Origin of the sequence: Mycobacterium sp. MOTT36Y, from assembly GCF_000262165.1 — a bacterium.
Lineage (GTDB): Bacteria > Actinomycetota > Actinomycetes > Mycobacteriales > Mycobacteriaceae > Mycobacterium > Mycobacterium intracellulare.
Map to the genome: position 1 here is coordinate 3,459,086 of NC_017904.1, position 15,093 is coordinate 3,474,178.

At 65.5% G+C, this 15,093-nt stretch carries 11 protein-coding genes and 1 pseudogene; 4 read left to right on the forward strand and 8 right to left on the reverse strand.

Annotation, left to right across the window (positions count from 1 at the left end):
* Positions 1-219 precede the first annotated feature (219 nt).
* Positions 220-912: a rhamnosyl O-methyltransferase gene (locus tag W7S_RS15370; protein WP_041298246.1), complete on the forward strand. Its 693-nt coding sequence runs from the start codon at positions 220-222 to the stop codon at positions 910-912.
* Between the two features lie 79 nt (positions 913-991).
* Here W7S_RS15370 and W7S_RS15375 read toward each other — a convergent pair whose 3' ends face one another.
* The 6 genes and pseudogenes from W7S_RS15375 to mutA all read right to left on the reverse strand — a co-directional run bounded on the left by W7S_RS15375 (position 992) and on the right by mutA (position 10,229).
* Positions 992-1,906, reverse strand: coding sequence for a sulfotransferase family protein (locus W7S_RS15375; RefSeq protein WP_014711964.1), 915 nt, complete (start codon positions 1,904-1,906; stop codon positions 992-994).
* Positions 1,907-2,239: 333 nt separating this feature from the next.
* Complete coding sequence (locus tag W7S_RS15380) at positions 2,240-3,322, reverse strand: acyltransferase (RefSeq protein WP_014711965.1); 1,083 nt, start codon at positions 3,320-3,322, stop codon at positions 2,240-2,242.
* Between the two features lie 373 nt (positions 3,323-3,695).
* Positions 3,696-4,982 (reverse strand): serine hydrolase domain-containing protein, encoded by a 1,287-nt coding sequence (locus tag W7S_RS15385; RefSeq protein WP_014711966.1) that lies wholly within the window; start codon positions 4,980-4,982, stop codon positions 3,696-3,698.
* Positions 4,983-5,036: 54 nt separating this feature from the next.
* A pseudogene (meaB, locus tag W7S_RS15390) lies at positions 5,037-6,019 on the reverse strand (methylmalonyl Co-A mutase-associated GTPase MeaB).
* A gap of 76 nt (positions 6,020-6,095) precedes the next feature.
* Positions 6,096-8,345, reverse strand: a complete 2,250-nt coding sequence (scpA, locus tag W7S_RS15395) for a methylmalonyl-CoA mutase (protein ID WP_014711967.1) — start codon at positions 8,343-8,345, stop codon at positions 6,096-6,098.
* 6 nt (positions 8,346-8,351) lie between these two features.
* A complete protein-coding gene (gene mutA, locus W7S_RS15400; protein ID WP_008257925.1) occupies positions 8,352-10,229 on the reverse strand; it encodes a methylmalonyl-CoA mutase small subunit in 1,878 nt (625 codons plus the stop codon).
* Between the two features lie 180 nt (positions 10,230-10,409).
* Here mutA and W7S_RS15405 point away from each other — a divergent pair, with 180 nt between their 5' ends.
* Positions 10,410-11,177 carry a TVP38/TMEM64 family protein gene (locus tag W7S_RS15405; RefSeq protein WP_008257927.1) on the forward strand — a complete coding sequence of 256 codons (768 nt, stop codon included), beginning with the start codon at positions 10,410-10,412 and terminating at the stop codon, positions 11,175-11,177.
* Positions 11,178-11,226: 49 nt separating this feature from the next.
* Positions 11,227-12,210: a S1 family peptidase gene (locus W7S_RS15410; protein WP_008257929.1), complete on the forward strand. Its 984-nt coding sequence runs from the start codon at positions 11,227-11,229 to the stop codon at positions 12,208-12,210.
* A 46-nt stretch (positions 12,211-12,256) separates the two neighbouring features.
* Here W7S_RS15410 and W7S_RS15415 read toward each other — a convergent pair whose 3' ends face one another.
* Together W7S_RS15415 and W7S_RS27315 are read right to left on the reverse strand one after the other, a co-directional pair.
* The gene (locus W7S_RS15415; RefSeq protein WP_233471587.1) at positions 12,257-13,255 is read right to left on the reverse strand and encodes a fatty acid desaturase; all 999 of its coding nucleotides are present in this window, start codon (positions 13,253-13,255) and stop codon (positions 12,257-12,259) included.
* 605 nt (positions 13,256-13,860) lie between these two features.
* Entirely contained in the window at positions 13,861-14,634 is a 774-nt protein-coding gene (locus W7S_RS27315; RefSeq protein WP_193375006.1) for a 1-aminocyclopropane-1-carboxylate synthase, read from the reverse strand.
* Between the two features lie 243 nt (positions 14,635-14,877).
* Between W7S_RS27315 and W7S_RS26345 the strand changes: the two genes are divergently transcribed.
* Entirely contained in the window at positions 14,878-15,075 is a 198-nt protein-coding gene (locus tag W7S_RS26345; RefSeq protein WP_009953281.1) for an MbtH family NRPS accessory protein, read from the forward strand.
* The last annotated feature ends 18 nt before the right edge of the window (positions 15,076-15,093 follow it).

Below are 15,093 nucleotides of genomic sequence, written 5' to 3' on the forward strand. Positions count from 1 at the left end.
CTCGCCGGGACCAGGCCTGGAATCCCCCCGCAGAAGTCGATCTTCGGCCGGGGCTGATGGGTGGAAATGGCGCTTGTCAAAGCCGCGGAAGCCGCTGATCCCGAGGATGGGCGGACAAATAAAGACGGCCGTCTCCCGCTTCTGGAATGTCAGGCGGGGCCCGCCCAGGTAATACGTAAAAGCCTCGTCCTAGAGGCGCTTTCGTGATAAGTAATGACGATGACGACATGGCGAGAAAAAGTCAGCTTCCTCGTGACACGGCTCTACCGACCATCCGGGGACGCGGCTGAAGAATACTTAAAGTGGTATTTCGGCAACCTGGTGTGGCAGCAGACTAAGTGGCTGGGCGTCAACTGCTGGAAGTCGGTAACCGATCTTTGGAACTACCAGGAGATCTTGTTCGACGTCAAGCCTTCGCTGGTTGTCGAATTCGGCACCCGTCATGGCGGCTCTGCGGTGTTCTATGCGAGCATCATGCGGCTGATCGGCCAACCCTTCAAAGTATTTTCCGTCGACATCTCCTTAAGCGCTCTTGATCCCGAGGCACGCCACTATCCCGAAATCGAGTTTGTAGAATCGTCGTCCACAGAAGCGGCAATCGCAGAGCGTATTCGGCAGCTGAAAGCCGGGTACCCGGGCAAGATCTTTGCAATTCTGGATAGCGACCACACCAAGGATCACGTACTGGCCGAGATGAAAATGCTGCGGCCGCTGCTGTCCGCCGGCGACTATCTTCTAGTCGAAGACTCCTGCGTGAACGGCCATCCGATCATGCCCGGATTCGGCCCGGGGCCCTACGAGGCCATCGAGGCGTACGAGCAGGAGTTCCCGAACGATTACATCCACGATTATGAGCGTGAGAAAAAATTCGGGTGGACCCTGGCACCCAATGGCTACCTGATCCGCAAGTGATTGGGGCCCTGCCACAATCGAATACTGGGCAAAGTTCATTCGGTGACCCCGCGTGTCGTGAATTCCGAACCATCGCCGACTAGGCCCAGGCTCCCCTGCGGCGGTGCACCACCGCGGCGACCTCGAGGATCCGCTTCACGATGAACGGACGGAACACCCGGCGAAGCAGGCTGTTGGTGCGGGCGTGGAATTCCGTGAACGCCATGCGGAAATCACGCTCGCCGGCCCGATACGACTCGAAAACCCGGTCCAGGGTGGCTAGGTGCAGGGGGTTGTCCTGCGCCGCCCCCCGCAGCGCCTCGTAGACGGCGGATACCCAGTCCGCACCGAAATGGTCCGCCACCGGGCCGCCGCATCGCTGGCGTCGAAGCTCGGGGGTGAGAAATTCCTCGACGGCGCTCTCGTCGACGGTGTCCAGATCGATTTCCAGTGCGGCGGCAATGCGCTTCACCTCTCGATGCCAGTTGTCGAGGAGGTTGCCGTAGTCGACGAACACGCGCGGGATCCCGCGGGTGTGCCGCTCGGCGAGCAGGTTGTACTTCAGCCACAATGCGCTGGACAGCTCCGGCGAGGTATCCACGTACTTCGCCGCCGAGGCGACAACCTCTTGCGGATGGCGCACCGCAATCACGGCGGCGATGTCGAAGCCGACCTGGCGCGCCGCCTCGAACCAGAGGCCCGACAGCGCCGTGATCCTCGGCTCCTTGATGACCACCAGCGGCGCCGCCGGCAGTGTGCCCAGATACGCCGCGATCTCCGCGATCCAGGCCGCCTTCTCGTCGGCGCCGAATGCGCACTCCTCCTGCAGGCGCAGCGTCGGGTCGTACCAATTACTGCCGTGGCGGCGCATGATCGTCTCGTTGAGCATGATGGCCGCCCGCGGCTCCCAATAGCCGCGCGGGTTGTTCCCGTCGGCGCCGCACATTCCGGCCGGGAGCGTGCTGCCACACAGCGACAAAACCCGGGTCAGCGCCGACGTTCCGGACCGCGCCATTCCCAACACGAACAGCGCAACCGGACGGACGGCGGTTGCTTGGCGGGCGGATGACCCTGGGAGATCGGCCGGTTGGCTCGTCCGGGGAGCTGTCATCGGTGGCCCACACCTTTCAGTTGCGCGTCATGCGCGCGTCATGCGGCCCCCGGGATCACGGGTCATTATGCATGAGTTTGCAATTTGTGGGGCAAAGTTCAATTACGCGCTTCCGGCAACGCCGTCGCCGAGCAAGAAGCGCGTTCAGCAACGCCCATTAGTCGGTTGTTCTGGCCGCGACTTTTCTCTAGTTAAAGGTGAGATTGAGGGTCATGCGGCGCGGAATCCGCGACGGACCTAGTCGCCGGTGACGGTCTGCGCGGACGGTTGCGCATCAGCGACCACGCCGTCCCGTTCCCGCGCTTTGCGCTTGAAGCGGGATTTGAGCGCAAGCGCACGCTTCTCCACCAGGAACCAGCTCAGTGCGGCCAGTGGCAGGGTCGCGACGGCGGCAACAACGGCGAACACGAGTGGAGGCAGGAAGCCCAGCCCGCAGATCACCAGCAGCTGCTGGATGGGCCACGCGTAGATGTACACGCCATAGGACAGGTCCGTGCGTAACCGCATGCGCTGGTTGTGGATCAGCGCTCCCGAAACGATGACGACGTAGGCCAGTGGGATGGCGGCGACTACTCGATAGTTCGGCACCAGCAAGCCGGCCGCCACCACGATGGCCGCGCTCACGGCAACAAGTAACCATCGGGCGGGGATCATGTCTTGGAACTGATGCAGTACCGCTCCCGCGGCGAAGACGAGGGCGAAACGCGTGATCATCTGCGGGATCGTCTCCACCGCGCCCACCGGGTAAGAAACGAGCGCCGCACCCACCAAGAACAGTGCGAACACCACCGGAGCGGGCCAGCGGCGTTTGAGGAGTCCGGCCACGCCGGCAACAGCGATGGCGATGTAGCAGAGGAATTCGAATACGAGGGTCCACAGCACGCCGTCCCACACCCCCGGGAAGGGGACGTTTCGGGGTGTTCCGTCGATACCGGTGTGATAGACGTTCAGCACGGCGTTGTTCAGCACGTACGCGAACGGTGCGGGAGATAGCAGCAACCTGGCTGGCGAGCCTCCTTGGATCGCCACGCTGAGCGGGGCGATGACAAAAGCCACCACGGCCAGGCAGACCCACAGCCCGGGGAAGATGCGAAGAACACGGGCGACGAAGTACTCGCGAAGCTGCGGGTTGCGGACCCAGCTCGCCGTGATGAGGAAACCCGATATCGCGAAGAATCCGTCCACCCAGACCTGGGTGAGCAGCTGTTCCACCGGTGGGTAGATCTTGCGGCCGGTGAGGGCCCAGGAGTGTTGCAGGATGACGCCAGACGCCAGCACCAGGCGCCAGACGTTGAGCGCGTTGTTCCGGGGGTCGAACACCTGGGCGAGCGTCGAGCCCGCCGACCCTCGCGGCTTTGGCCGGCGGTTGACGGTTGCATCGGGGCCAGAGACTGTCGGGTGCGCGCTCACCTGACCGATTCTCGCTGCCCGGCGCCCGGGTGCCAAAATCGCCGTCGAGTCATCAGCACACCCGCAAAAGCAGGATTACCGGCGGGCATTGTTTTCGGGCAACGCCGCGGCAATTTGCGGGAATGAATTGAGCAAACATCCAGCACAGATTACAACGCATGTGAACAACTGCACATGGGCATTCGACCACCGTCATTCAAACGGGCGAGTCGATTTAAGCGCCCCCGTAAATTATGCGGTCATTTGCATTGCGGGTCAGTGTCCGCCTGGATGCCTTTCGGCGTCAGCCGGCGACGGCTCCCGGCTCGCAGTACGGCGCCCCGAACTCGGTGACCGGACGGAATCCGCGTTTGCGGGCCTTGTCCGCGGCCCTGCGGATCAGCGCATAGATCCCGACGAACGCCGCGTGGTCGCTCATCACCAGGGGCGTCAGCAGACGGTTGTGCACCAGCGCGAACGCCACCCCCGAGGCGGGGTCGGCCCATCCGACCGAACCGCCCATCCCGACGTGACCGAAGCCGGGCATCACGCCGCCGATCGGCAGGCTGTGATAACCGAGGTGGAATGCCAACGGCACGTAGATGTTTCGGTCCGGCCGCAGGCTGCGCTCGCCCGTCAGGCCTGCCGTCAGGTCGCGGGAGAGGAATCGGATGCCGTCGACCTCGCCACCGTTGGCGATGGCGCCGTACATCCGCGCCAGGCCGCGCGCCGTGGCCACACCGTTGGCCGCCGGGATCTCGGCGTCGAGCAGCGGGGTGTCGCCCTGCACCGCCGCGACCATGCCCGGGAAATAGATGGACCGGAACCCGCCGGAGAGCTCGTTGGCGACCTTGCGCGAGACGTAGTTGACGAGCGAACTGCCCAGCAGGTTCTGCGGCGCGACGATCTCGGCGACCCGCGTCGGGCATCCGGCCGGCGGCCGGCCCAGGTACAGGCCGTCGACGCCCAGCGGCTCGGCGAGTTCCTCGCGAATCAGCGTGCGCATCCCTTTACCGGTCACCGCCCGGCCCAGACCCGACATTAGCCAGCCGAAGGTCAGCGCGTGGTACGCGGATTTGCCGAGCAGCCGCCCGGGAGCCGCCGCCGCCAGTCGCTCCTCCATGACCACGTGATCGAGGAGGTCTTCCTTGGTGGCGCCGCGCAGCCCCGAGAGGCCGGCCTGGTGGCGCATCACCTGGCGCACGGTCATGTCGGCCTTGCCGTTGGCGGCGAACTCGCGCCAGTACTCGGCGACCGGGGCGTCGTAGTCGATCAGCCCCCGGTCGGCGAGCCGGTGGATGACGGTGGCGGCCATTCCCTTGGTCGCGGAGAACACCATCGGGGCGGTGTTCTCCGACCACGGCCGCTGCCCGCCCCGGTCAGCAAACCCCGTCCAGACGTCCACGACGGGCTGGCCGTCCACATAGACGGCCAGGGCCCCGCCACCGAACCGGCGGGCGGGAAACATGCTGGAAAAGCTACGAACGACGCACCCGAAGTGTGAGTCCGCCGCGCCGGACACACGGTGACCTGCGTCAAGGTCATCGTGGACACGGACCGCGCGGCGATTGACTCGGCTATCCACCGTCACACTTTTGAATTTACTTGGATTACACACCGGGCAGGAGCGAAACCCCCCGATTATTTACCTATCCGTTAGCCAGACGCGGCCGTCAATATTTGCTGGGCGGCCAGCGCCGGAGTTAGCTCCCCCGCCTTGACCTTCCGCTCGACGTCGGCCCGGATCTTGCGCACCGCCGGGTTGGAGGCCAGCCGGTCCAGCACCGTGTCGCGCACCATCTGCCAGGTCCAGTCGACCAACTGGCCGCGGCGACGCGCCTCGAACTCCCCCGCCTCGCTGAGCACCTGACGATGGCGTTCGACGGTCTCCCACAGTTCGTCCAGGCCGGTCCCCTCCGCAGCGCTCATCGTGAGAACGGGCGGGCGCCAAAGGGTTTCGCGCGGATAGATCAGCCTGATCGCCCCGGACAGCTCGCGGGCCGCCGACCGCGCCTCGGGCAGGTGATTCCCGTCGGCCTTGTTCACCACCACGATGTCGGCCAGCTCCAGCACGCCCTTTTTGATGCCCTGCAGCTGGTCGCCCCCGCGCGCCAGGGTCAGCAACACGAAGGTGTCGACCATGTTGGCCACGGCCACCTCGGACTGCCCGACGCCGACGGTCTCGATCAGGACCACGTCGAACCCGGCGGCCTCCAGCAGCACCGACGTCTCGCGGGTGGCCTTGGCCACCCCGCCCAGGGTGCCCGACGTGGGCGACGGCCGAATGTATGCATCCGGGTGCATCGCCAGGCGCGCCATCCGGGTTTTGTCACCGAGGATCGAGCCGCCGGTGCGCGTCGACGACGGGTCGACGGCCAACACCGCCACGCGATGGCCCAGTTCGATCAGGTGCATGCCGAGGGCCTCGATGGTGGTGGACTTACCCACCCCGGGAATGCCGGTGATCCCCACACGGTGCGCCTTGCCCGAGTCCGGCGTCAGCTCCAACAGCAGCCGCTGCGCCTTCTCCTGATGGTCCTTGCGGGTGGACTCCAGCAGGGTGATGGCGCGCGGCAACGCCGCGCGGTCGCCGCTGCGGACCGCCTTGGCCAGCTGCTCTGGGTTCATTTCCACACCGCGAGACCGCAACTGGCGACGCATTTCCCGAGTAACCCCGTCGGTAGTTGCAGTCTCGCACGCATCATTAGAGGTCGTAACCCAGCCGCTCGGCGAGCTTGTGCAGCAAGCCGATCGCGGCGTCGGCGATCACCGTGCCGGGCGGGAAGATGGCGGCGGCCCCGGCCTCGTACAGCTCGTCGAAGTCCCCGGGCGGGATGACGCCGCCCACCACCACCATGATGTCGGGCCGCCCCACCTCTTTGAGCGCGTCGCGCAGCGCCGGCACCAGCGTCAGGTGACCGGCCGCCAGCGAGGACACCCCCACCACGTGCACGTCGTTGTCGGCGGCCTGGCGGGCCACCTCCTCGGGCGTGGAGAACAACGATCCGACGTCCACGTCGAAGCCGATGTCGGCGAACGCCGTCGCGATCACCTTCTGGCCCCGGTCGTGGCCGTCCTGCCCCATCTTGGCCACCAGGATCCTGGGGCGGCGACCGTCGGCCTCTGCGAACTTCTCGACCAGTTCGGTTGCGCTGGTCATGTTTCCGGCCTTTCCAGCTTCGTCGCGGTAGACGCCGGCGATGGTACGGATCTCCGCCTGGTGACGGCCATAGACCTTCTCCAGCGCGTCGGAGATCTCGCCAACGGTGGCCTTGGCGCGGGCCGCGTCGATGGCCAGCGCCAGCAGGTTGTTGCCCAGCCCATCCTCACCCGCACGACCGTGCGCGGCCGCGGCGCGTGACAACTCGGCGAGCGCGGCGTCGACGGCCCGCTGGTCGCGGCTTTCCCGCAGCTCCTTGAGCTTGGCCAGCTGCTCGGCGCGCACCCGGCTGTTCTCGACCTTGAGGACCTCGACCTCCTGGTCCTCCTCGACCTGGTACTTGTTGATGCCGATCACTGGCTGGATCCCGGAGTCGATGCGGGCCTGCGTGCGCGCGGCCGCCTCCTCGATGCGCAGCTTGGGAATGCCGTCGCTGATGGCCTGGGCCATGCCGCCGTGCTCGGCCACCTCGGCGATGTGGGCGCGGGCCTTCTGCGCGAGCTGATGGGTCAGCCACTCCACGTAATACGAGCCCGCCCACGGGTCGATGGGCCGCGTGGTGCCCGACTCCTGCTGCAGCACCAGCTGGGTGTTGCGGGCGATGCGGGCCGAGAAGTCGGTGGGCAACGCCAGCGCCTCGTCCAGCGCGTTGGTGTGCAGCGACTGGGTGTGCCCCTGGGTGGCGGCCATCGCCTCGATGCAGGTGCGGGCTACGTTGTTGAAGGCGTCCTGCGCGGTCAGCGACCAGCCCGAGGTCTGCGAATGTGTGCGCAGCGACAGCGATTTGGCGCTCTTCGGGTCGAACTGGGAGACCAGCTCGCTCCACAACAGCCGGCCCGCCCGCAGCTTGGCGACCTCCATGAAGAAGTTCATCCCGATGCCCCAGAAGAAGGACAACCGCGGCGCGAACTTGTCGATGTCCAGCTCGGCGTCCAGGCCGGCCTTGATGTAGTCCACCCCGTCGGCCAGGGTGTAGGCCAGCTCCAAATCCGCTGTGGCACCGGCCTCCTGGATGTGGTACCCGGATATCGAGATGGAGTTGAACTTCGGCATCTTGGCGCTGGTGTAGGCGAAGATGTCGGAGATGATGCGCATCGACGGCTTGGGCGGATAGATGTAGGTGTTGCGCACCATGAACTCTTTGAGGATGTCGTTCTGGATGGTGCCGGCCAGCTTCTCCGGCGGGACACCCTGCTCCTCGGCGGCCACCACGTACAGCGCCAGGATCGGCAGCACCGCGCCGTTCATGGTCATCGACACCGACACCGTCGACAGGTCGATGCCGTCGAACAGCTGCCGCATGTCGAGGATGGAATCGATTGCCACACCGGCCATTCCGACGTCACCCTGCACGCGCGGGTGATCCGAGTCGTAGCCGCGGTGGGTGGCCAGGTCGAACGCCACCGACAGGCCCTTCTGTCCGGCCGCCAGGTTGCGGCGGTAGAAGGCGTTGGATTCGGCGGCGGTGGAGAACCCGGCGTACTGCCGAATCGTCCACGGCTGGTTGACATACATCGTCGGGTACGGCCCGCGTACGAACGGCGGTTCGCCGGGGAAGCTGTGCAGCGGATAGCCGTCGGCCTCGACCGCGGCGCGGTCGGCGGCGATGTAGACCGGTTTGACGTCGATGTCTTCCGGTGTGTGCCATTGCAGTTGGTCGGGCGTGTACCAGTGCGCGGCCGCGGCCGCGGCGACGTGTTCTTCGACGGCGGCTTCGGTCGCCGGTTTTATGGTCCGTTCGCTGTGCAGCGGCACATCGGCGAAGCTGCCGACAGCAGGTGCAGTGGTCGTCATAACTGGCTACGCCCCCAGCCTCGTGAGCAGATCCGACAGTGCTTCGACCGCATTGATTTTCGCGGTCAGGAATTGGTCCGGTTGGTGCTCGGCGTCGGCCACGGCCTTTTCCGGTCCGGCCAGATAAACCCGGTCGATGCCGGCGGCGCGCGCCGCCTGCACGACGCCGGACGCCTCGTCCTGGTAGCGCTTGTCGGTGCCGCAGATGACCGCCACCGTTGGCGTCCCCGCCTCAGCCACCGCCGCCGCGACGCCGGCGGCGTCGACGGTTCCGGGGTTGACCGCCTCGATGCCCCCGGAGGCCAACAGGTTCGACGCGAAGGTTGCCCGAATGTTGTTCTCGGCCAACGGGCCCAGCGGCAGCAACAACGCCTGGGGGCGCGAGCCGGTGCGGGCCACGAAGGCGTCGGAGCGGTCGCGCAGCGCTTCGAACTCCGCGGCGTAACGCACCAGCTTCCCGGCGGCGAGCGGCGAATACGACGAGTCGCTTTGCGGCAGCGGCGGTTCGGTGAGGTTCGGGAACTCGTTGACACCCGTGATCGCCGTGCGGCGGTGCGCGATGTCGTCGCTGCGGCGGGCCGCGATCTCGCCGATCTGGGCGGCGATGAAATCGACGGCCTCGGTGAATCCGCCGTGCGCCTCGATCGCCTGGAAATGCTGCCAGGCCTGTTCGGCCAGACGGGCGGTGAGGTCCTCGACGAACCACGACCCGCCGGCCGGGTCCAGCACGCGACCCACGTGCGACTCCTCGAGCAGCAGCAGCTGGGTGTTGCGGGCGATTCGCCGCGCGAAACTGGTTGCGGTGCCCGGGAATCCCCCGTCGATCGCCACGTCGAACGGGAACACCAGCAGCGAGTCCGCGCCGCCGACGCCGGCACCGAAGGCGGCCAGGGTGCAGCGCAGCATGTTCACCCAGGGGTCGCGCTGCGTCATCATCGGCAGCGAGGTCTCGGCGTGGATGACGGCCGCACCGGCGTCCGGGTCGCCGACGACCTCGGCGACCCGCGCCCACAGGTTGCGTGCGGCGCGGAACTTGGCGATCGTCATGAACTGGTCGTCGTCGGCGGCGAACCGGAAGCTGATCTGGCGCAACGCCTGGCCGATCGGCATCCCCGCCTCGGTGAGCACCCGCAGGTAACTCACCGCGGCCGCGACACCGGCGGCCAGCTCCCAGGTCGCGTTGGCGCCCAGATTGTGGAACGCGGGTCCGTCGACGGTGATCGCCCGCACGCCGGTGTGCTCGGCGGCCCGCTTGGCGACGGCGACCACGTCCTCGATCTTCGGGGCGGCACGCTCACTGAGCGCCGCGGTCAGCGGGTCGCCGCCGAGGTCGATCGACACGGTGGCGCGCTGGTCGGGTTCCACCCCCTCGGCCAGCGCCAGCGCCACGTCGCTGGCCGCCGCGTAGTCGGCGCCGGCTTCGAGGATCAGCGGCGCCATGCTCAGGTAGACGCCCTGCAGCGCGTCGGCCAGCTGGCCGGGCGCCACGCCCGACTCCCCGATCCGCAGCACCAGGGCGCTGGCCCCGTTGCCGAGCGCGTCGAGCACCGCGGAGTTGACGTCGGCCGCCGCGACACCGGGCACCGGGGTGGCCGGGAACGCCTCGGCGACCCGCCAGCCGGTCTTGACGTCGCGCAGCGCGTCGCCGCCTCGCACGTAGGGCCACTCGCCCGGCAGCGGCGGTTCGGGAAGCTCGTCGAGCGCGGTGTAGAGCGCGCGAATCGCGATCCCGTCGTACGTCGGGGTCTCCAGCAGGCGCTCCGGCGCGTCCCCCAACTGCTCGGGGTCCTTCCGGGTGCTCTTGGCCAGCACTCCGGCGACCGCACTGCGCCAACGCCCGCGAACCTGTTCTAGGCCGGCGAGCTCGGGTACATCAATGGACACCGATTGCTCCCTTTTCCCAGCATTTGGGCTACAGCTTTGGGGATACCACTTAGCTATTGAGGCTAATTGATGGGAGCTCTCCGCTAAAAACCGCCAGGCGCCGCCACCCGACCGGGTTCTGGACGAAACGCCAGCCGCGGGCAACGCCCAATTCATCTGCGCCCCGTAACCTTGGATGCCGTGACGGGTTCCGCCACCAGCAAAATCACCGCGACGCTTCGCGATCTCGGCTGCGCCATCGGCGCGGCGGCGCGAAGTGTGTCTCGGTCGCGGATCGTCTGGACAGTGGTGGGCATCACAGCGCTGCTGGTGCTGGCGTCGTGGCTTCCGCTGCCCTCGCCGGTGCAGATGCGCGACTGGGCGCAGTCCCTCGGACCGTGGTTCCCGCTGGCGTTCTTGGTCGCCCACATCGTCGTGACGGTGGTGCCCATCCCGCGGACCGCGTTCACGCTGGCGGCCGGGTTGCTCTTCGGCCCGCTGCTGGGCGTCGCCATCGCGGTGGTCGCCAGCACGGCGAGCGCGATGATCGCCCTGCTGTTGGTGCGGGCGCTCGGGTGGCGGTTGAACCGCCTGGTGCGCCACCGATCGATCGACACGGTGGAAGAACGGCTGCGGCGGCGGGGCTGGCTGGCGATCGTGTCGCTGCGATTGATTCCGGCGGTGCCGTTCTCGGCGCTGAACTACGCCGCCGGCGCGTCGAGCGTGCGGGTGCTGCCGTACGGCCTGGCGACGCTGGCCGGCCTGCTGCCCGGCACCACCGCCGTCGTCGTCCTCGGCGACGCGCTGGCCGGTCACCCGAGCTCGCTGCTTTACCTGGTGTCGGCGATCACCAGCGCGCTTGGCCTGGCGGGCTTGATCATCGAGGTCCGCCACTTCCGTCGGCACCACCGCCGCGCACACCGTCGCGTCGATGACGAACCCTCCCCCGAGCCGGCCACCGTCGGCTGATCCACCAACTCTGTCGAGAGCGCCGCGCGAGGCGGCAAAGACCGATCTAATGGGAGGCGTGTACGCGCTGGAGTTCGCCAGCTGGGGGTCGCCTTATTCGCCGGCTCGTACCGTCGCGCTGCCGCTCAGTGCCCTGGTGTTGGCGGTGCTGGCCGTGTTGGGCTTTCTGCCCAGCCGGGACCAGCGCCGGCGCAAGCCGAAGAGCCGTTTCTCCGATGTGCCGCAGCGCGCCAAACTGCACACCACACTGCTCATCCTGGCGGCGGTGTGCAGCACCGCCGCCCTGGTGGCGGCCGTCTGCCTGTACCCCAGGGCCGCGACCCCGGCGCGGCAGCCTCCCCTACCGCCGCCGCCGACCCTGGCGCCGATCGATCTGCCCGCGGCCAGCGCCATCGGCCCGGGTGCCGGCATTTACGTCGAGTATGCCGACGGATCCGGTGGAATGGGTTGCACCGCGGGATTTTTGGTGCATACCGGGGGCGGCCGGGCCGGGATCCTCACCGCCGGTCATTGCAATCGGCCCGGTCAGCGGAGCAAGGTGACGATGAACCTGGGCGGGGTCCTTCCCTACACCACGCTGGGCACGTTCACCGAGACGATCAGCGAGGGGGTCCACGACGAACAGCACGACATCGGCCTGATCACGCTCGACGCTGACAACGTTCCCCAGTCCGCGGCGGTCGCCGCGTCGCTACCGGTCACCGGCGTCGCCACCAATCTTCAAGTCGGACAACAGTTGTGCAAGTTCGGCATGGGTTCGGGCGCGGACGCCTGCGGGCAGATCGTGGAGATCACCGCCAGCAAGGTCGTGTTCCTGGCGAGCGGCCAGTGCGGCGATTCGGGTGGGCCGGTGTACCACTACGAACGCGACGGCACCGTCAGCGCCGTCGGCATCCTCATCCGCGGCGGCGCCCCCTACACCCCCAAAGCCGGGTGCGCGGCGCGCGCCCAATTCTCCGTCGCCGAGTTGGTGCGGCCGTGGCTGGACAAGTGGAACCTGACCGCGATCACCGCGCCGTCGTCCCCACGCTGAACACTCTCGGCCCCGCCCTTCTTCAGGCCAGCTTCGCGCTGAGTTCCTAACGTCGCGGCAAGCGGTGCGAGAAGGGCGATTTCGCGCCGCCGGGACAGGCGCCGGGCGGTCCGTTGCGCCGCCGGGATGATGAGGGCGGGGGTGCGCCAGCCGCGTCGAGGTGTGGTCGAACCGCTACCCACCGATCTCCGCGATCCGCTTCGACGATGCCGCTACTGACCCCCCGCCATCTGCGGTACTCCGAAGGCGTCATGTCCTGGCCCCACGCGGTGCTGATCGGCACGTTTCGATCCAGATACTCCGATTCTGCGGCCCGCCATGCCTTTACGTACAGGTAGAAAGGAATCGCAGTATGGAGGTGATGAACTACGTGGTAGTTCTGATACATCAATAACAGACACAGAACACGCTCCCAGCCAACCCGAGCGCGGGTGACGTGGAATCGATTGGTCTTTATCGGAACAAGACCGTGATGAGGCAGCCAGTCAAACCACCACGCGAGGATGACCATGCCGATCCGCTGTGGGATGAAATAGATAAGCACCAGCTCTCGCCAGTAGCCGAGAATCAGGATGGTGGTTACGAAGGCAAGGGCCAGAGTGAGGTATAGGGCAAATCCCACGGCTTCCTTACGGGGGCGCCGGCGCAGGCGCATTAAGTAAAAGCGGCAATACCAGGCATCGATCGTCAACCAGCGCAACGGCAGCTGCCAACGCGGACCCGTGAGACTCCACGCGTCCGGATCCTCATGGATACCTTCGTTGGTGTTGCGATGGTGCGCCAGATGCGTATACGCGAGCATGGGGAAAGTTCCGAACAATGAGACGAACGGCATCGACAAGCGACCGAATACCTGGTTGATCCACTTTGGTCGGCCGACGGTGTGGTGAATCGCTTCGTGCAGCACCGAGAACATGGAAAACGTTACGAGACCCTGAACGACGATGGTGACCGCCAACCACCAACGACTCACTCCGCACAGAACCGCCGCCGTCGCCCCCAACCACGCAACGAGCGACCCAAGCCAGACCAGCACGGTCGGCACCGCAATGGTCGGCCGCACGAACCTGGGAGCTAGGGGGCCCCGCGGAATTGCGGCCACATCACCGGCGCCCCGTGACCTTAGCTCTGTGGCGGCAAGCATTTCGACCCCCGTCACCACGGCGCCCGACGAGGAATACGCCGCCGATGCACTGCATAGAAGACCATGTGGCACCACCTTGTTCCGACTTTGCTGGTCATATTTCTTCGGGCAATAAATTATTTGCCGATTTCGACATGCGGGTGAACACAATAAATGCGCGGGTATACGTAAGCCATTGCGCGCGGATCCACGCGGTTGAGCGTAAGTACATTCACGTCCTCCTTGCCGCGCAGAACCAATCGAGTCTTTCTTTGTCCATGGGGAGTGCGATGTCGCAGGATGTTCGGCCCGGATTAAACCGGGGCGTTCACCAGGACAAACGTTTGTGACCTAGTCGCTAAAAAGCAACGTTGTTAGTGCCGGAAAGCGGCGTTCATGGTTGATTTCCAGATGTCGTCGCCTGGCGCTCCCCTCAGGTCGAAGTTGCTAAGCTTTCCTGCCCCAAAGTTGGTCACTTCAGATGGACGGGGCGTTCCCGCCTTTCGACAATCCGGGTGCACGGAAGCTCAAGCATTTTGCATTACCTCCGATGTCGCGGGCTCCGGACTCCACGCATGCGCGCAGGTTTTTCCGCTTTTCAAAAGCACCGTGAGGTCTCCGGCCAAATCGGCCGTTACCGATCTGACGGAGGAAAGTCGAACATGATTCATGAGATCCGCCAGGGCGTTCAACTTATAGTGCGATTCCAGCTGCGGACTCATCGCACCAGGACGTATTGCGATTGGTATTGTTTCGCGATATTTCATGCCCAGCACGAACGCGGTCTTGGAATCGGCGCTCACCATGAACGGTTCATCGCCCTTGTCGAGATTCCTGAGCATAAGAAGTGGAATATCGCTCACCCAAAGAGGCTCGACAGGCTTATCGCGATCCGTATGGGTACCGAGTGGATTTTTCGGATGAGTCCACGCAATCGTCAGGCCAGCGGCTATAAGCTCGAGTCTCATTTTCTGTCGCCACACTTCGCCTTGGGCAGCGACCGCTTGCAGGAAATTATCGACATTCTGATACGCGACTCCGACAACCAAATAACGATCAGAATGTCTAGCGTGAAATTCACGCATCTCCGAGATAGCCCGGAAAAATTCCTCCTCATCCAGGAGAAAATCGCTCGTATCGTAGTAGAATTGGCGCTTTCCGAGCATCGTCTCGGTGAATGGACAATGAGCTTTTCGACCGTCGCCACGGACAAGAAAATCAAGATATTGTTGTATTACCGGCACGCAGTCGTCCGTGTGATGGCTGAGTTCAGTGAAGACATAATCCGATCGTCGGTTCATTGACGCCCCTCCCCATGGCGAAACTCAACACCCACGTCCTACCGGTGCCTGCGCTCACGTTGATCGCCCGAGATCAGGTGCGTCGCCGGCGGTAAATCCCCCGAATCGAAACGGAGTGTAACCGTGGTCCGCCCCGCACGTTCGCAAAATCGCCGATACGCGGCGACACTGTTATCTCCTGGCACGGTTGGCAACCGTCACACCGATCCGGAGACACGACGTGCGCCGGGCTTCCGGGGTGATGTGGCGAACGATCAAGAGCGACACGGCCTGTGGCCGGCCTCCGCCGATGTCCCAACTGGATGGCGGATGATCGCTACGGGAGCCGACGCGCGGCGTTCCTGCATTCGCATCGAGAAGAATTGGCCGGACATTCGGCCGAAATCTCTGCGCGACCGGCAGGCGACGGGCAGGATTTTGACCAGTAACCACTCGAGGTAAGCGGGGCGAGTGGGTGGA